The sequence below is a fragment of the Dyadobacter sp. BE31 genome (genome assembly GCF_031457695.1).
Lineage (GTDB): Bacteria > Bacteroidota > Bacteroidia > Cytophagales > Spirosomataceae > Dyadobacter.
On record NZ_JAVDXA010000001.1, the window covers coordinates 1,439,626 to 1,456,864 of the forward strand.

Below are 17,239 nucleotides of genomic sequence, written 5' to 3' on the forward strand. Positions count from 1 at the left end.
TCCATGGGTGAGAGAGCACTTAAATTTTAACGCAAAACTAGTAAATCCTGTATAGAATGCCCTGTGATTAGTTGTAAAATTGAAACTCGCGAAAGCACGGGCCCACGCGAGATATCTGTTTGTACTTTTCAAATACGGCCTTCCGAAGAGGATTATAATTAAAGCAAGTCCGGTACTCTCCAATACCCAAAACAAAAACCGGAGCGCAATCCTTTTTAAGACTGCGCTCCGGTTTTTAAAGTTCAATATCTACCTTATTATTTTTTCTTTGGAGCTGTTGCCGGAGTGGTAGCAGGCGTTGTTGCAGGCTTAGCCGCAGGGGTTGTTGCTGCTGGTGCCGCTGCTTCTACTTTGTCTGGATCAACACCCAGTTTGCGAAGAATCAGGTTAGTCGCATTGTTTTCTTCCGATGCTGCGAAAAGGATGATAGGCGTTGTACCGGCACCTGCATCCATGTTCAGGATGTAAAGGAAACCCGCTTCTTTACCAACCTCCTGGATCGCGTTATTCACCTTCGTCAGGATCGGTTCGAGCAACTGCTGCTGTTTTGTTTGCAGGGAAGTCTGCGCGTTGTTACGCATTTCCTCGATGCGGGTCGAAAGGTTTTGCAACTCTTTCTCTTTATCAGCGCGGATAACGTCGGTCATGTTCGCGCCGTTTTTCTGATATGCTTCGTATTTCTCCTGAGCCTCTTTGTAAGTCTCGCCGATCGCTTTGTCCAACTGCGCTTTGGTTACTTCCAGCTGGTTCTGCATCACTTTTGCTTCCGGCAATTTGCTGATTATATAGTCGACATTCGTGTAACCTATTTTAGTAGGCCCGCCTGCCGGGGTAGTCTGGGCTAAGAGAGGGGTGGTGATTATGGTCATCACGACCAGAATAGCCATCAGTTTTTGTTTCATTGCTTTGTTACTTATTTAAGTTTACTGTTTGTACTTTTTTGTTTTGGTGAGTTTTTCGCAGGCGCGGCTGGCTGTTGTTGGGCCGGTTCATCGGGCTTGGCAGTTTTGTCATTGCTGCCGCTCTTATCATTACCTCCTGCTTTGTTAGCCTTTGGATCAATCCCCAACTCCTCCATCACGTAATCCGAATAGTCATGTTTCGGGTTGGTGTAGAGCATGCCAATATCGCTGGATTTATCGAACATAAAATCGAGCCTGCGCTGGCTGCAAACTTTGGTCACGGCGCGTTGTACCTTTTCAAGTACAGGCTTCATCAGCTCCTTTTTCTTCTGGAACATCAGCCCTTCCACACCAAATATCTTGCTGTTGTATTCGCCTGCTTCCAGCTCCTTCTCCTTTATTTCACTCTGCCTCTTCCTTTTCAGCTCATCTGTCAGCAGGATTTCCTCCGCCATATAAGCACGCTGCATGCGGTCGATCTCGGCAAACTTGTCCTGGATTTCCTTCGCCCACTTGTCAGAGAATTTCTTCATCTCTGTCTGCGCTGCCTGGTATTCGGGCATTTTACTGGTGATGAATTCCATGTCCGTATACCCGATCTTCTGGGCATATAGTGCTGAACTGCATAGAATTGACAAAACTAGTAAAATAAAGATCTTCTTCATGCCAAGCTGCTAATATAATTTGCAAACCTCTTAACGAATCCCCCCGTCAGATTATTATCTGATCTGCTGCCCGATTGTAAAGTGGAACTGTGGCCCGCTTCGGGTAGTCTGTCCCTGGATTTTGTCGAAACCATAACCCCAGTCGATACCGAGCAAACCGAACGCCGGCATGAAGATCCTCGCACCAATACCTGCGGAACGTTTCAAGTCGAAAGGATTGAACTCGCTGTAACTACCCCAGTTGTTACCGCCCTCTGCAAAACCGAGTACGAAAATCGTTGCCTGCGGGTTAAGCGAAACAGGGTAGCGAAGTTCCATTACATATTTGTTATAAACAATACCTCCACCCGACGCAGGATAACCGTTAGCAGCCAATGGCCCAACTTTCTGGTCCTGGTAACCGCGAAGACCGATGATATCCTGGTCCGCGAGCGAGAATGTACCCTGCCCAGCCAAACCGGACCCACCCAGAATGAAGCGGCCGAACGGGCTGTAACCAACCTTGTTTCCGTACGCGCCCAGGAAGCCCATGTGTGCGCGGGTGCTCATCACGAGCTTCCCTACGATGGTTGCATAGTAACTCGCATCGAACATCCATTTGTGGTATTCAACCCAGCGGTAGGTGTCGGTTTTGTCGGAGAATGCTTTCTTGCGGAACACCGAGTAAGGTGGTGTGAAAGTAGCGCTCAAAGAGATATTGCTACCACTTCTCGGGAATTGGAAATCACTCAATGTGTTCCGCGAAATGGTGGTGTTGAATGAAATGTTATTTGACACACCCTTGCTGTAACCGATCCGGAAGATGTCAAGGCTGTCAAGACGGTAGCGCTGGTATGATAGCGAGTGCGTCATCACGAGGTTCCGGTCCGGCTCTTTCAGACGGCGGCCGAGAGACAAGGTAATACCATTGTTATAGTAACCTCCACGATAGCTAACCCTTCCACCGCCGCCGCTCGTATTATAGCCGTAGTAGGAGCTCAAATCGGTCATACGATAAACGGTACGCTGGAATGATACCCCGAAGTTGATCGGCTTCTTACCACCCAACCATGGTTCGCTGAACGACAGCGAGTAGGTCTGATACTGCTTACCATTGGCCTGGAAGCGCAACGAAAGCTTTTGTCCGTCACCGGAAGGCAATGGACGCCATGTTTCGCGGTTAGGGATGTTTTTGATGGAGAAGTTATTGAAAACCAAACCTAGTGTTCCTACGAAACCGATATAACCTCCCCAACCACCGGAAAGCTCGATCTGGTCGGACGGCTTTTCTTCCACGGTGTATTCAATGTCCACAGTACCGTCGGCCTGGTTCGGAATCGGGTTGATCTGGATTTTTTCCGGGTCAAAATAACCCATTTGTGACAACTGGCGCTGGGTGTTGATGATCTCAGTCTTGCTGAATTTCTGACCCGGCAGCGTAAATAGCTCGCGCAATACAACACGGTCGCTGGTCTTGGTGTTACCGTTCAGAAGAATGCGGTTGATAGTCGCCTGCTTACCTTCGAACATGCGAAGCTCCACGTCGATCGAGTCGCCTTCAACGGCTCTTTCGGTAGGCTCAATGTGGAAATAGAGGTAACCGTCGTCCATGTAAATCGAACTAACGTCGGAACCTGGGATACCGTTGATCTTCTTGTCCAATTCCTCAGGATTGTACACGTCACCCTTCTTCACACCCAGGCGCTCGCTCAGGTATGCCGAGGTATACAGGTAATTACCCGACCAGCTGATATTGCGGTAATAGTATTTCTGACCTTCATCGATCTTCATGTCGATGCTGATCGTCTGATCGCCGTTGATAATGGTATCGAACTGGATGGTCGCATCGCGGTAACCGTTTTTGCGGTAGTAAGCAATGAGTTTCTCCTTATCCTCGTCGTATTTTTTAGGAATGTATTTCGATGGGTTGAACAGGCGGCCAATGCGGCGCTGCTTGGTGCCTTTCATTTTGCGTTTCAGCGTTTGATCGCTGATAGCAGTATTACCTTCAATATTGATTTTCTGGATCTTAACCTTCTTGCCCTTCGTGATCGAGAAGTTCAGGGTAGCCTGGCCGCGGGTCGAATCGGGGATTTGGAGGACTTTTACTTTGGTATAGTAAAAACCCTTATCCATATAGTATTTCTTGATGACCAGCTGGGTATTCTTGATGATCGTAGGCGTGATGACACGGCCCTTGATCAGCTTCACCTTGTCATTCAGCGTCTCGCGTTCGCCTTTGCGGATACCCGAGAAAGAAACTTTGTAAAGCCTCGGGCGCTCTTTAATGTGGATATTGAGCCAAACCTTTTCGCCTTCGATCTTGGTTGCCATGATTTCCACATCATCCAGTGTACCGAAATCCATCATTTTCTTGATAGATGAAGTCACAGCCGGTCCCGGAATGCGGATTTTGTCGCCCGGCTTCAAACCGGAAATAGAGATCATCGAGTTGGGATCCAGGAATTGGGTACCCGAAACGGTCACTTCTGCGATGGTGTATTCTTTGGGATTGGCCGGATCGATGCCGAGGTTCGTCGGAGCGGCTGTCGGTTTAGCGCCGCCGAGGCCTACACGCTGTGCCTGTACTGAAATGCAGCAGCACAAAAGGAGTAATGCGGAAAGGCCTTTGAGATGTGCTAATGATGTATTCAAATTTTTCACTGGGTTCATATAATTCTACTTAGCACCATTCGCTTTAATTTGTTCACCCGTTTTGCCGAAGCGTCTTTCACGGTTCTGATACGAAAGTATCGCCTCGTACAAATGCTCCCGGCGGAAGTCGGGCCAGAAAAGATCCTCATAAAAATACAGTTCAGAATATGCCAGTTGCCAAAGCAGGAAGTTGCTGATCCTGTGGTCACCGCCTGTCCGCAGCATCAGGTCCACCTCGGGGCGGCTGCCCGTCGACAAATTCCCTGCAACTACTTCTTCATTGATTTCTTCGGGTAATAAAACACCGTTTCGAATGTCCTCGGCTATTTTGCGCGCTGCCTGGGTAATGTCCCACTTGCCGCTGTAACCCAATGCCAAGATGAGATTCAGACCGGTATTGTTGCGTGTCTCCCAGATAGCTTTTTCGAGTTGGTTCTGGCAGCTCTTCGGAAGGCTTGCCGTATTCCCGATCGTATCGAGCTTCACGTTGTTTTTCATCATCGTAGGCAACTCGTTACCGATCGATTGCACGAGCAGCTCCATCAGCGCCCTTACTTCAAACTCCGGGCGTGCCCAGTTTTCGGTTGAAAAAGCATACAACGTCAGACAAGAAACCCCGAGCTCCGCACATCCTTCCGTCACTTCCCTCACCGCCTTGATCGCATTACGATGCCCAAACACACGCGCTGCTCCCTGGTTTTGGGCCCATCTTCCGTTGCCGTCCATGATAACGGCTATGTGTTTTGGCAGATTGCCCGTATCAATGAGCTCCTTCATTACTCCTGACTCCTTTTAACCTTTTTTAACAAAACAAAAACAACATGTTCGAAGCGCTTGCCGTCGGGAATGATTTTCAGCCGCTTCGGGTTATTTCAGGAATCACTTTGCCAGTAAACTAATACGCAGCAACCTGTCAATGTGTGCCGAAAAACTGCACAATTCATTCCTGCTCCCGCCACCAGCCTATCAGAAAGTCCTGATGGACAACACATTAACTTCCAAAATAACAATGGAAATTTAAACGAGGGCGCAATTTAGGAATAAGAATCAGGTCTACAAAATGAATATTCCGGTACAATCAGGGTGTAATTCGATTAATTATCAAGAAGATGGCGGATCGCGTCACCGTAGGTACTTCCGCTGGTGACTTGCGAAGCCTTGCGGTCGCGCATCACGATCACGTACTTGCCGTTGAAGTGTTTCTGGATTTCCTTGATATGGTGGGAGTTGACAATACCCGCCCGGCTTACGCGCAGGTAATGCTTGGGAAGCTTCTCTTCAAGCGAAGTAAGCGTGTAGTTGAGCAGGTACTTCTGCCCGTCGAGTGTATTCAGAAAAACGTATTTCTCTTCCGCTTCGAAATGCGTGATTTCCGTCATCGGGATCAGCAGAATGCGGTCGCCGGATTTCACCGACAACGAAAATATCTCCTTTTTCGGCTTCATTTCTTCCAAAAGCCGTAACAGGTTTTCGGAATAGGGATTATGATTGCTCGCATTACCGTTGGCAGCCTGCGTAATGTTCTTAATCTTGTCGATCGTCTTCAAAAGCCGGTCGTTTTCTACCGGTTTCAGCAGGTAATCCACCGAGTTCTCTTCGAATGCGCGGATCGCGTACTGGTCGTAAGCAGTTGAAAATACGACCAAAGGCATTTTGGTCAGTTTGGAAAGCATTTCGAAGCCATTCAGCAGCGGCATTTCAATGTCTAGAAAAATAACGTCGGGATGATGTTTGTCTATTTCAACCAATCCCTCGGCGCCGTTTTTGGCTTCCGACACGATGTCGAAAGTATCGGGGTGCTTTTCGAGCAGCCTTCTGAGGCGGCTCAAAGCAAGCTGTTCGTCGTCGATCAGGATCGTTTTAAGCGGAAAAAGCATGATTGGATTGTTGATGGTTTTCAATAGCAGATTTCTGGATGGCAATATTAACCGATTTGTGCGGTTGGTTCAGCAGTTCCAAGCGCGCATTGTCACCGTAAAGCAGTTTCAGTTTATCCTGAATGCTGCGCATGCCGTAACCCGCACCCAAAGTCTCGGAGAATGCCGGACCATTGTCATGCACGCACAAATGCAGCCATTGGTCTTTCTCATAAATCTTCACCACAATATTACCCTGGTCGGCCATGCGTGAAATGCCGTGCTTGATCGCATTCTCGACAATGGGCTGCAAAATGAATTTCGGTACTTGCAGGCTTTTCAAAGAGTCTTCTTCCACTTCCACCGTAAACCGCAGCCTGTCGCCAAAACGCACTTTCTCCACCTGCAGATAGGTTTCCACCATTTCCAGCTCATTTTCGATGGTATCAAAATAATCGCTCGTCTTGCGGCCGGTCGTGTAGCGGAAAAGTTTGGAAAGCAGCAGTGTCATCTCCTCGGCCTTGTCGGGATCTTCGTGCACGAGACTGGCAATGCTGTTCAGTGAATTATATAAAAAATGGGGGTTAATGCGGGCCTGCAATGCGTCCAGCTCGGCGCGGGTTTTCAGCTTTTCGAGGTTCAGTAATTGATATTCCTGATCCGAGATCTTCCGCGAAATCTGCCGGCCTTCGCGGCTCAGGAAATAAAACACGTTCGCAATTACAATGGGCGCCCATGAGTACCAGTACCAGGGTGCATTCTGCGACGGCTCGGACGGGTAACGCGCCACGTACTGGCTTACGATGTCGGCCGCAAAAAAGTAATGAACTGAAATTGCCAGCAAACTATCGAAGAAAACGATAACAATGGATAGGATAATATGCTTGGCAATCAAGCTTTTGACAATCATATCCAGCCAGGTCGTGAGCCCCTGCGTGACCAGGATCGTGCATACGCCGGTGGCGATATTGAGAATCACCAGATATTTATAGAAAGCCAGCCGGATAGGCTCCTCGGTAAACGACAACTCAGCTGTGAAATAGGCTATCGCATTAAAACCATATAATATCACCGCCCCGAGAATGGCGGCCACGAGTGTGCCTACCCAGCCCTGGTTCTGGATAATGGCGATCAGGCTGAAATCCTGCCAGTTGAATGACCTTTCCTGTGAAGTAAAACTGAAATTAGCCCCCTCTACCCTTGCCCCGCTGAGGTCCACGTCGGACAAACTACTGAAACTCAGATCCGCATTACGCAGATCGGCGTTCCGGAAGGTCGTCCGGTCGAGGGCCGAGAAACGAAGTTTTGCATTGCGCAGATTGGCCCCGTCGAAGTTAATGTCCTTCAAACTCGAAAAGCTGAAATCTGCATTTTCCAGATCCATGTTACTGAAATCCCTTCCGTCCAGCGATGAGGCTGTCATGCGCAACGGCTTCGTCTTGTTGTCGTCCATGCTACTTAAACCCTAAACGTTAATATCAGTTTGTCTGAGAAAGCATCCATTCGGTTTCCATTTTACCCCAATCCGGGTGAATAGCAGTTTCCGGTTTGAAGGCGCTGAACTTCTGTTGTGCCTTTTCGAGCATCGGTTTGGCCACCTTTTTTCCACCTCCATATTCCTCGGGCGTGAAAAACAGGCTCGAACCTTCCAGGTAATATATCCGCGGGTTCTCCGCATTGATCGACTTCGCCGATTGCAGGAACGCCTGGAACTTCTCCCCGTCCGCCTGCCAGCGGTTCATCGGGTCGGCCGCGAGGTGGATTTGAGATTGATATGCTTTCAAAACCTCGATTTCGTCATTCGGCTTTCCGGCAATGCCATCCGCGTCTTTCAATAAGGCATTTGCTTTATCGAGATACTGATCTTTTTCTGTCAGGGTTGGCGCCGCGAAGCCGAGAAGCACATTCGCATAGGCAGCATAATACTTCGGCAGCCATTCTTTCGGCTCCGCTGCGGCAATGCGTTCGAAGCGGTTGGCAATGTCCACGAGGCTTTTCGGGTCCGGTTTGGAGCGGTCGATGGCCAATAATGCTTTGATACCGTCGCCCATGGCCTGGGTATACTTTTCGTTCTGCGCCCATGCGATGCCGGTTGCGAACACGAACAGTAGCGCGAATGTGAATAGCTTTTTCATTGCTTGTCTGTTTTAAATGTTGGTTATGAATATCTAAAAATCGTCTTTCTCCACTTTGGCCTTTTTCGAGAGCATGATCTGCATACCTACAAAAAAGCTCCGGTAACTCTGCGGGCCCACGGCGTAGCGCGTTTTGCCGTCGGGCGTGTAGCGGTAGGTAAATACATTGCGGGTATTGAGAATATTATCAACCGTGGCGTAGAATATCACCAGATTGCCTCTAATGCTCTGCAACTTGCTGGCCTGAATGCTCACATTATGCACGGCGGGCGTGCGGTCTTTCAGGAATTCATCATTGTTGGGATTGTAGTAAGGCCTACCGCTGGTGAATGCGTAAGTGGCGCTGAGGTTGGTTTTAGCCTTTTCGAACCATTTTTTGGTAATGAGGCTGATATTATGGTTTGAAATGAATGTCGGTGTGGCCGACTGTTCATACTGCTGGAAAAGGCGTTTGGAATCCACAAAACTGTAAGTAACCCAGTAATCGAGGTTTTTGATGGATTTCTGGTCGCGCCAGAAAAAGTCGAAACCGCGGGCGTAGCCATTGCCGCCATTGTTGGTGGTGCCCCACGGGAAGCGATAGGGGTCGGCGTCGTATTTCTGGCCGGTGAATTCGCGGACGAGCTGCGCGTAGTTTTTATAGAACGTCTCGACGCGGAATGTGCGCTGGTTTTTGATGATCTGGTAATTGAGGATCAAATGGTCGGCGCGTTCATATTTCAAGGATTTATTTAAATACAAATACCGGTAGTCAGGGTTTTGGTAAAATTGCCCGGCGGCCAGGGAAATCTGGCTGTACCGACCGGTTTTTAATGCAAATGACAATCTGGGAGCCACATTAGCACGGCTGATCACCGACGAATACTCGCTCCTGACGCCAATGCGCCCCGCCAATGCCCGGGTAATGTAAATCTCCGACTCCACGAATGCGGCCGCATACCGGTCTTTCAACTTATATAATGTACCATCCACGCCATTCCCGATAGTGATGGCATGCGCCTCGGCGCCGAAAAGAATGGTATTGTTGCCCGTGAGCAGGCGCGTGAGCACGATCCGCGCCTGCGTACGCTCGTCGAAGCGGTCGAAGTTGACGCCGTCCCAGGTCATATTGTCCTTATTACGGCTGTACGAAAGGCCCGAGTTCAGCGTCCAGCGGCCTTCGGCCCAGGAGTCGGTATAGGTACTGGTGGTGAATGCATTGTTGTTTTTCAAAACCAACCGCATTTTGCCGGTTTCCGACGACGGGTCCTTGCTACTCATGCTCAAATGACTGTCGGAATACATGCCGTACACTTTCAGCACGCCATTTTTGGTCGGTTTCCAGCGGTAGGTCAGGGAAGAGCCTTTGAATTCCGGCGCGTGGATCCATTCCACATTCTGCTTCACCAGCTTGAACAGCGGCCGCAAGTTGCCATAGTAAACCACCGCCGACACCGATTGGTTTTTATTGGAGTAATCATAATTCAAACCCGCATTCGCGAGGTTGAGACTAATCCCTAATCCATTATTACTGATTTTATCCGTCGTATTCAGCAGCAATACCGACGACAATGCCTGCCCGTACTGCGCCGAATAACCGCCGGTGCTGAATGAAGTGCCTTTAAACATAAATGGATTGAACCGCCCCCGCGACTGTACATCGGGCAGCGAGCTGAAAAACGGGTTCTGGACGATCATCCCGTCGATCACGATCTTGGTTTCCTGGCCGGAGCCGCCTCTTACAAATAGCCCCTCCTGCTCCCCTACGCGCTGTGCGCCGGGCAAAAACTGCATTGCCCCGGTAATATCCGCCGCTGCACCGGCCGTAGTGACAATATCCAGCGGTTTCAGCATGGCCATCCGCTTTTCATCCGACGCTTCGAACGCCCCCGCGGTGATCACCACGGTATTCAGTTCGTTAGCGAGTTCATCAAGCTTGATAGTCATTGCGGATATATTTTCTTTCAGATTAACCTTCTTCTCAAAAACTTCGAAACCTACATAGCTCGCCGCGATGGTAGCTGTATCCGACTCCGAGGTCTGGAATGCGAAAACACCGTTCGCGTCGGTCGTTCCGCCATCGTAGGTACCTTTCAGGAACACATTCGCTCCGGACAATGCATTTCCTTTGTGGTCGGTTACCTTGCCCTGAATGCTCTTTTGGGCAAAAACGGCCGGGGTAACGAATAGCAACAGACAATAAAAAAGCTTCATGGCTAATAGATTATGTGCAACTGTTGACACAAATCTATTGGCCATGAAGCCGTTTAGTAAGTGATTTCCGACGAAGTGCCGGTTTCGGGCGGATGAATTTGCCCGGTGGCGGAATGAAAACCGCCGGTTTTAGAGCTCTTCCAGCAAGATGTCTTTCCAGCGCACCTTGATACCGCCGCCGTCGTGGATCTGCAATGCGATCGAGCCTTCACCCGCACCGATTTTAGCGTCGGTAAGATCTACCATTTCGTGCCCGTTGAGCCAGGTTTGCGTGCGATCGCCTACCGCGCGGATGCGCAACGTGTTCCATTCGCCCATTTTCAGGAAGCCTTCTTTCTCTTCCGGGATCTGTACGAGCCAGTTGCGGCCGTACGACTCGTAAATGCCGCCGGTGTCGTGGTTTGGCGGCGCCACTTCTACCTGCCAGCCCGAAACTTTGGTGCCTTCCACGGTAGAGCGGAAAAATACACCGCTGTTACCATTCGCCTCTTGTTTGAATTTCAGGGACAAATCGAAGTTCTGGTAAAATTTGTCGGTAGTGAGGTATCCGTACTTCTTGTCGGGGCCGCTTTCGCAGATGAGCTCGCCGCCCTCCACGTACCATTTTTCGGTACCGTGGACGGTCCAACCTTTCAGGTCTTTTCCGTTGAATAATTTAACGGGCTTTTTCAATGGATCGGCGGAGGGGCCTTTCAGCGCAAAAAACGCCGAATTAAGCATCAATACGGCTGCTCCGGCGACGATCAATCGTCTCAATTTTAACATGGTGGTTATAGGATTAGGATTAAAAATTTATGGTTACAAATTCTATCAAACTACATTTTGCATTAGTTTTACGAAAATTAACCACTTGGAAAGCTATGAAAAAAAACCGTTTTGGGGGGCGTTGGGCAACATTTTTTTTGGCAGCAGGGCTATTTTCAACGATTTTGATTTCTTGTAAGGAAGACAAAGCCGACATGGTCGGTCAGAAAACTGTCTCCGATGTTATTCGCGAAAATCCTGAGTTCAGCATTCTGAAAGAGCTCGTCATTTATACAGAAGGTTCTGATGCTTTAAAAGCGCAGGATGCTACTTTTTTTCTCCCATCGGACGCGGCTTTCAATAAAGCTAAAATTACCAGTGCATCGCAAATCACACACATGCCGAAGGATACTGTACGAGATTTCCTGAACAGCCACGTTTTGAAAGGTCTGTATTCGTATGCCGAACTCAAACCAGGAAAATATGATGCGGTATACAAAAAGTTCAAACTTGAAGTTGCCAAAAAAGACACTTCATTTACCATCAACGGATCTGAAATCGCGAGAAGAAATGTAAATGCATCTAATGCGATCATTCAGATAGTCGACAGTTTGTTTGTAAAGGTTAAATAGTCATACGAAGCATAAAAAACAGAACCCCGAAGCATCACGCCTCGGGGTTTTCCATTTTAATATGCTAATCTTCTCAAAACTGCTCTACATGCGAGAAGAAGAAATTCCCTTCGATTTCAGCGTTTTCGTCTGAATCCGATCCGTGGATCGCATTCTTTTCGATCGATATCGCAAACAATTTGCGGATAGTACCTTCGTCGGCATTTGCCGGGTTGGTAGCGCCAATGAGCGTACGGAAATCTGCCACTGCATTCTCCTTTTCGAGGATCATCGGGATGATCGCTCCGGACGACATATACTGGCAAAGATCATTGTAGAAGGGACGCTCCTTGTGCACGGCGTAAAATTCACCGGCACGCTCGGAGGTAAGTTGCGTTTTTTTCAGGGCCACAATCCGGAATCCTGCTGCTTCGATCATCTTGATGATGGAACCCGAATGACCATCCTTCACAGCGTCAGGCTTGATCATGGTAAATGTCTTATTCGTTGGCATACGTACTTGGCTATTATTGATACTGACTGCAAGCTACTATATTTCATTTTAAAATACCGAACCTTTCGTCCTCAAACGGCCTCCTAATGTTAAATCATCGCCTGATTGCCAGCCTTTACCGCGTATCATGAAGCAAATCCCAACAGTTTTGTTAATTTTGTGGGCTCTAAGCAAACAGGAAATACCTCTTTTGAACTAAGTCACTGTGAATCAAACCATTGAAGAGCTTCGCTCTTTTTTATCCCAACCCCAAAAAATTGTTATCACAACGCACCGCGATCCGGATGCTGATGCATTGGGTTCATCCCTGGGCTGGGCCAGTTATTTGCTCAAAAAAGGACATGAAGTAACGGTTATCAGCCCTACCGACTATGCTGCGAACCTTCGCTGGCTCTCGGGCATGGAGCATGTGCTCGTGTACGAAAAGGCCTCCGAGCAAGGTAAATGCAAGAAGAAAATCGAGCAGGCGACGCTGATCTGCTGTCTCGATTTTTCGGCATTATCGCGGTTGAAAGACCTCGGTAAGGTAGTACAAGACGCTGCGGCACCGAAAATGATGATCGACCACCACCTCGAACCGGAGCATTTTGCGAAATGGATGGTTTGGGATACCACAGCGGCCGCTACGGCACAGCTCGTGTATGAACTGGTAAAGGAAATGGAAGGCGGCTTGCCTGCCGAACAGATTTTCGACATCCCGATGGCCGAATGCCTCTACGCAGGCATTATGACCGACACCGGCTCGTTCCGCCACGGCAATGTGACGCCTGCTGTGCACCTCGCGGTAGCCGATCTGATGCGTACCGGTTTCGATTCGAGCCGTGTACACCGACTGATCTATGACAATGCGCCGCTTTCGCGCCTGCAATTCCTGGGTTATGTGCTTTGCAACAAACTCACCGTGCTTCCGGAATACCGCACGGCTTATATGGTCCTTACCGAAGCGGAATTGCAAAAATTCAACTCGGCATCGGGTGAAACGGAGGGGATCGTAAACTACGGTTTGCAGGTCGAAAATGTCGTGATGTCGGCCATGTTTATCGAACGCAAAGGCGAGGTCAAGATCTCGTTCCGCTCGGTGGGCTCGTTCTCGGTGCGCGACCTTGCCAGCACGCATTTCAGCGGTGGCGGGCATAAGAATGCATCGGGAGGCCGTTCCGAACAATCAGTAAATGAAACAGTTGCAAGATTTTTAAGCATACTTCCGTCATACCAGGAAGAACTTTTAAGCGTTGACTAAACTTAAATTCCACATTCACCAAAATATCTTCTAATTAACACGTCCCAATGAATTTAAAAACAATCGGTTATGCGATGGGCATAACTATTCTCGCAGCCGCTTGCAATCAACATCGTCAGCAGGTTACCGAAAGCGGCCTTAAATACACGCTTTTCGATCACGAAGACGATGCAAGAAAGGCTAAACTGGGGGATATCATGACATTCCACCTGGTATTGAAGAATGGTACCGACTCTACGCTCCGCGATACATATAAAGAGAAAAATCCGGTGAAAATGGTATTACAGGCTCCTCCTTACAAAGGCAGCTTTGAGGAAGGTCTTACCATGCTCGCTACCGGCGACAGCGCTAAGTTTTTGGTTAATGCAGATACGTTGTTCGCGAAAATCGGTCAGCCAATGCCTCCGATGATCAAAAAGGGTTCTGAACTGAGCTTTACCGTGAAAGTAGTAAGCGTACTCACTTCGGAAGAATTCCAGAAGCAGCAAGCTGAGGCTGGTAAAAAACAAAAGGATATCGACGCGAAAATCATCGACGATTACCTGGTTAAAAACAACCTGAAAGCAAAAGCAAGAAAAACAGCTTCCGGCCTTGTATACGTACCACAAACCGAAGGAACAGGCGCAAGTCCTACTGCGGGCGACAATGTGAAAGTACATTACACTGGCAAGTTCCTCGACGGCAAAGAGTTCGACAGCTCTAAAAACCAGGGCAAACCACTCGACTTGCAAGTAGGCGCCGGAATGGTAATCCAGGGTTGGGACGAAGGTATTACGCTGATGAAAAAAGGAGAGAAAGGCTTGTTGCTGATCCCTTCGGGCCTTGCTTACGGACCTGAAACTTACGGACCAATCCCGGGCAACTCGGTATTGCAGTTCGAAATGGAACTGATCGACTTTACAAAAGGCGCTAAACCAGCTGCCGGCCCTGCATTACCTACACCTGCTCCGGCTAAGTAAAGCTTCGACTTTTTATAAATGCCACGAAGGCACGAATTGACACGAATGGTTTCGTGAATATTCGTGCCTTCGTGGCATTTAACCCTTCCCATTTTTTGCGTAAAATGCACTCCGATCACAATCATTTTACGCATGAAACTTTGCTTCGCCACCAACAACCGGCATAAACTCGAAGAAATACAGGCATTGCTCGGCGACCAGTTCGAGCTGGTCACATTAAGCGACATCGGCTGCGATACCGATATTCCCGAGCCGTTCGACACCATCGCCGAAAATTCCCATGAAAAAGCGCGGTTCGTCCAGGACAATTTCGGCATAGATTGCTTTGCCGACGACACCGGCCTCGTCGTCGACGCGCTGAACGGCGAACCAGGCGTCAAATCCGCACGCTACGCCGGTGCGCAGCGCGATTCCAACGACAATATCGACCTGCTTCTCAAAAACCTTGCAGACAAGCCCAACAAAGCGGCGCGCTTTCTGACCGTCATCACATTATCCTGGAAAGGCCAGTACCATCAATTTGAAGGAACCGTGGAAGGCACCATTATCGATGAGAAACGCGGCACCAATGGCTTTGGTTATGACCCGATATTCGTTCCGGAGGGGCACTCGCGCACATTCGCTGAAATGACCATGCAGGAAAAATCAGAACTGAGCCACCGCGCACGCGCATTCGCGAAGCTCGTGGCTTTCCTGAAAGGCCAGTGACATTTTTATTCATCATTTAAATCGTACGGACATGTCGGACTTCAATTCGGATGATTATCGCTACGACGGTAGCAAAAAATTTGACATCAGTAAGGCCAAAACACGTTTCAAGGATATTTACGCCGACAAGGCAGAGTATGAAGCGATGCAGGAAGAATCGGCGAAGGAGCTGGATGAATTGCAAAGCATGATGTACGCGCACAATAGATACGGCCTGCTGGTTATTTTTCAAGCTATGGATGCGGCCGGGAAAGACGGGACTATCAAACACGTGCTGTCGGGCGTGAACCCTGTTGGCGTTAAAATCCATTCTTTCAAACGACCAACCGAAACCGAACTGGGTCACGATTTTCTCTGGCGCACCAACCTGGTACTTCCTCAGCGCGGCACGATCACGATCTTCAACCGGAGCTATTATGAAGAAGTACTGGTCGTAAAAGTGCAGCCCGAAATCCTGACGCAATCGCAGCGCCTGCCCGCGGAGCTGACGGAGGATCTGGATAAGCTTTGGAAACACCGCTATTCCGATATCCGCAATCTTGAAAAATACCTGTACCACAACGGTATCCGGGTAATCAAGTTTTTCCTGAATGTATCAAAAGAAGAGCAGGCCGAGCGACTGATAGAACGCATTGAAGATCCTTCCAAAAACTGGAAATTTGAGGAGCAGGATGTGAAAGTACGCGACAAATGGGCCGAATATATGCAGGCATATGAGGATTGTATCAATGAAACCGCCTCCAAAAAGGCTCCGTGGTACGTAATCCCGGCTGATGATAAGAAAAACCTGCGCCTGACCGTAGCTAAAATCGTTGCCGAAGAATTGAAGAAGCTCAAAATGTCCTACCCCGAATCCGGGCCCGCGCGCACCGAAGAGCTCCGCCATTTTATCGACGTTATCAACGCCCAAACGAAACAGCCCTAAAAAAGGAAGGCCGTTGATCAATGATCAACGGCCTTATAGCTATGCATGGTGTGAAGTTATATCTTATTTCTTGATGGTGAAATTACCGCCACCAATTTTGTATCCTTCCGCATACAGCTCCACATTATATTTTCCAGGGCGGAACTTGTTGGCGTTATCGTACAACATCTCCACTTTCTGGTTGTTGTTTTGATAAGCGATCGACTCACGGGTTGTAAATTTGGATGGTGCGCCATCGATTTCAAACTCACCTGAGCCAGTAGCATCGTCAGCTACAACCGCTCCATCAGGATCCAACACACGTACATAAATATCTTTTGGCTCCTGAGCAGTCAACTCGTTTTCCGGAAGATTGAAAACCAGTTTCAGCTTGTCAACACGGCTGGCTTTGTATTCGTCTTTGTCTTTGGTTTTACCGCGTGAATTCACGGCAAGCACTTTCAGGTTCTGTGCTTTCAGTGCAGCAGCTTTGCTTACTTTTGCGCTCAACTCTTTGTTTTGCGCAGTGAAAGTAGTTACCGAGTCGGTCAGCTCAGCCTGACGTTGTACCAGTCGCTCACGCTCGCTAGTAAGCGTTCCCACGTGTGTGTGCAGGGAGTCATTGCTTGCTACCAGTTGCTCATTTTCAGCTTTTAGCTGTGCGATCATCTCGTCTTTCTCAGCCAGGAATTTTTCGTATTCCTTGATTTTGCCGAGATACTTGTTGGTTTCAACTCTTCTGCTGCGGCTGAATGCTACCTTATCAGCTTCGAGTTTCTCCTTCATTTTGGTCAGCTCTGTAACATCACCTCCCAATTTCTCAACTTCCGCAATTTTCGCATCCAATACGGTGGAAATAGAATCCAGTTTAGTTTTGGTTACAGCCAACTCTCTTGCCTTTTCGACTACCATTGACTCTTGCTGGGTCAACTCTTGTTTTTGAGTTGTGAACAAGTAGCCGAACATGGCTGTTGCAAGCCCAAGGACAACTACCATTGCCCAGGCGATGCTCTGCTTATTTTTCTGTTCTTGTTGCATTGATATTAAGTTTACTTGTGTGATTTAGTTTCTCATGGAGACAGGTTAAAAATTAAATCCGGGTCTACATGCTGTTCTGCTTTCATATCAAACAATTCTGTGCCGCTCAATGCCGACGACTCAAACAGGCCATATA

Annotated in this window: 16 protein-coding genes; 5 read left to right on the forward strand and 11 right to left on the reverse strand. The window is 48.6% G+C overall.

Annotated elements, in window-relative coordinates:
- Positions 1-257: 257 nt before the first annotated feature.
- From J2Y43_RS05955 to J2Y43_RS05995, 9 genes are all read right to left on the reverse strand, one after another.
- Complete coding sequence (locus J2Y43_RS05955) at positions 258-902, reverse strand: OmpH family outer membrane protein (protein WP_309980809.1); 645 nt, start codon at positions 900-902, stop codon at positions 258-260.
- Between the two features lie 11 nt (positions 903-913).
- Positions 914-1,567 (reverse strand): OmpH family outer membrane protein, encoded by a 654-nt coding sequence (locus tag J2Y43_RS05960; protein ID WP_309980808.1) that lies wholly within the window; start codon positions 1,565-1,567, stop codon positions 914-916.
- 54 nt (positions 1,568-1,621) lie between these two features.
- A complete protein-coding gene (bamA, locus tag J2Y43_RS05965; RefSeq protein ID WP_309980807.1) occupies positions 1,622-4,219 on the reverse strand; it encodes an outer membrane protein assembly factor BamA in 2,598 nt (865 codons plus the stop codon).
- Between the two features lie 6 nt (positions 4,220-4,225).
- Positions 4,226-4,978: an isoprenyl transferase gene (locus J2Y43_RS05970; protein WP_309980806.1), complete on the reverse strand. Its 753-nt coding sequence runs from the start codon at positions 4,976-4,978 to the stop codon at positions 4,226-4,228.
- Between the two features lie 317 nt (positions 4,979-5,295).
- Entirely contained in the window at positions 5,296-6,078 is a 783-nt protein-coding gene (locus J2Y43_RS05975) for a response regulator (RefSeq protein ID WP_309980805.1), read from the reverse strand.
- On the reverse strand, positions 6,062-7,510 hold the full coding sequence (locus tag J2Y43_RS05980; RefSeq protein ID WP_309980804.1) for a histidine kinase: 1,449 nt from the start codon (positions 7,508-7,510) through the stop codon (positions 6,062-6,064). The genes J2Y43_RS05975 and J2Y43_RS05980 overlap by 17 nt, the downstream gene beginning before the upstream one ends.
- A 25-nt stretch (positions 7,511-7,535) precedes the next feature.
- The gene (locus tag J2Y43_RS05985) at positions 7,536-8,192 is read right to left on the reverse strand and encodes a hypothetical protein (protein ID WP_309980803.1); all 657 of its coding nucleotides are present in this window, start codon (positions 8,190-8,192) and stop codon (positions 7,536-7,538) included.
- A 33-nt stretch (positions 8,193-8,225) separates the two neighbouring features.
- Positions 8,226-10,385 (reverse strand): TonB-dependent receptor, encoded by a 2,160-nt coding sequence (locus tag J2Y43_RS05990; protein WP_309980802.1) that lies wholly within the window; start codon positions 10,383-10,385, stop codon positions 8,226-8,228.
- 129 nt (positions 10,386-10,514) lie between these two features.
- The gene (locus J2Y43_RS05995; protein ID WP_309980801.1) at positions 10,515-11,150 is read right to left on the reverse strand and encodes a DUF1080 domain-containing protein; all 636 of its coding nucleotides are present in this window, start codon (positions 11,148-11,150) and stop codon (positions 10,515-10,517) included.
- A 95-nt stretch (positions 11,151-11,245) separates the two neighbouring features.
- On the opposite strand from J2Y43_RS05995, the gene J2Y43_RS06000 reads away from it, so the two are divergent.
- Positions 11,246-11,761, forward strand: coding sequence for a fasciclin domain-containing protein (locus tag J2Y43_RS06000; RefSeq protein WP_309980800.1), 516 nt, complete (start codon positions 11,246-11,248; stop codon positions 11,759-11,761).
- 73 nt (positions 11,762-11,834) lie between these two features.
- On the opposite strand, the gene J2Y43_RS06005 is transcribed toward J2Y43_RS06000, so the two are convergent.
- The gene (locus J2Y43_RS06005; RefSeq protein WP_309980799.1) at positions 11,835-12,254 is read right to left on the reverse strand and encodes a nucleoside-diphosphate kinase; all 420 of its coding nucleotides are present in this window, start codon (positions 12,252-12,254) and stop codon (positions 11,835-11,837) included.
- Between the two features lie 205 nt (positions 12,255-12,459).
- Here J2Y43_RS06005 and J2Y43_RS06010 point away from each other — a divergent pair, with 205 nt between their 5' ends.
- The 4 genes from J2Y43_RS06010 (at position 12,460) to J2Y43_RS06025 (ending at position 16,086) form a co-directional block, all read left to right on the forward strand.
- On the forward strand, positions 12,460-13,494 hold the full coding sequence (locus J2Y43_RS06010) for a bifunctional oligoribonuclease/PAP phosphatase NrnA (RefSeq protein ID WP_309980798.1): 1,035 nt from the start codon (positions 12,460-12,462) through the stop codon (positions 13,492-13,494).
- A 47-nt stretch (positions 13,495-13,541) separates the two neighbouring features.
- Positions 13,542-14,453 carry an FKBP-type peptidyl-prolyl cis-trans isomerase gene (locus J2Y43_RS06015; protein ID WP_309980797.1) on the forward strand — a complete coding sequence of 304 codons (912 nt, stop codon included), beginning with the start codon at positions 13,542-13,544 and terminating at the stop codon, positions 14,451-14,453.
- Positions 14,454-14,585: 132 nt separating this feature from the next.
- Entirely contained in the window at positions 14,586-15,161 is a 576-nt protein-coding gene (locus tag J2Y43_RS06020) for a non-canonical purine NTP diphosphatase (RefSeq protein ID WP_309980796.1), read from the forward strand.
- Positions 15,162-15,192: 31 nt separating this feature from the next.
- Positions 15,193-16,086: a polyphosphate kinase 2 family protein gene (locus J2Y43_RS06025; RefSeq protein WP_309980795.1), complete on the forward strand. Its 894-nt coding sequence runs from the start codon at positions 15,193-15,195 to the stop codon at positions 16,084-16,086.
- Positions 16,087-16,149: 63 nt separating this feature from the next.
- Here J2Y43_RS06025 and J2Y43_RS06030 read toward each other — a convergent pair whose 3' ends face one another.
- A complete protein-coding gene (locus tag J2Y43_RS06030) occupies positions 16,150-17,103 on the reverse strand; it encodes a hypothetical protein (RefSeq protein WP_223401977.1) in 954 nt (317 codons plus the stop codon).
- Positions 17,104-17,239: the final 136 nt, after the last annotated feature.

Bases quoted from the DNA above. Each gene is read 5' to 3' on its own strand.
- J2Y43_RS05980 (WP_309980804.1), bottom strand. From the start codon at position 7,510: ATGGACGACAACAAGACGAAGCCGTTGCGCATGACAGCCTCATCGCTG.
- J2Y43_RS06025 (WP_309980795.1), top strand. From the start codon at position 15,193: ATGTCGGACTTCAATTCGGATGATTATCGCTACGACGGTAGCAAAAAA.
- J2Y43_RS05995 (WP_309980801.1), bottom strand. From the start codon at position 11,150: ATGTTAAAATTGAGACGATTGATCGTCGCCGGAGCAGCCGTATTGATG.
- J2Y43_RS05970 (WP_309980806.1), bottom strand. From the start codon at position 4,978: ATGAAGGAGCTCATTGATACGGGCAATCTGCCAAAACACATAGCCGTT.
- bamA (WP_309980807.1), bottom strand. From the start codon at position 4,219: ATGAACCCAGTGAAAAATTTGAATACATCATTAGCACATCTCAAAGGC.
- J2Y43_RS06015 (WP_309980797.1), top strand. From the start codon at position 13,542: ATGAATTTAAAAACAATCGGTTATGCGATGGGCATAACTATTCTCGCA.
- J2Y43_RS05955 (WP_309980809.1), bottom strand. From the start codon at position 902: ATGAAACAAAAACTGATGGCTATTCTGGTCGTGATGACCATAATCACC.
- J2Y43_RS05985 (WP_309980803.1), bottom strand. From the start codon at position 8,192: ATGAAAAAGCTATTCACATTCGCGCTACTGTTCGTGTTCGCAACCGGC.
- J2Y43_RS06020 (WP_309980796.1), top strand. From the start codon at position 14,586: ATGAAACTTTGCTTCGCCACCAACAACCGGCATAAACTCGAAGAAATA.
- J2Y43_RS06030 (WP_223401977.1), bottom strand. From the start codon at position 17,103: ATGCAACAAGAACAGAAAAATAAGCAGAGCATCGCCTGGGCAATGGTA.
- J2Y43_RS05975 (WP_309980805.1), bottom strand. From the start codon at position 6,078: ATGCTTTTTCCGCTTAAAACGATCCTGATCGACGACGAACAGCTTGCT.
- J2Y43_RS06005 (WP_309980799.1), bottom strand. From the start codon at position 12,254: ATGCCAACGAATAAGACATTTACCATGATCAAGCCTGACGCTGTGAAG.
- J2Y43_RS05960 (WP_309980808.1), bottom strand. From the start codon at position 1,567: ATGAAGAAGATCTTTATTTTACTAGTTTTGTCAATTCTATGCAGTTCA.
- J2Y43_RS06000 (WP_309980800.1), top strand. From the start codon at position 11,246: ATGAAAAAAAACCGTTTTGGGGGGCGTTGGGCAACATTTTTTTTGGCA.
- J2Y43_RS05990 (WP_309980802.1), bottom strand. From the start codon at position 10,385: ATGAAGCTTTTTTATTGTCTGTTGCTATTCGTTACCCCGGCCGTTTTT.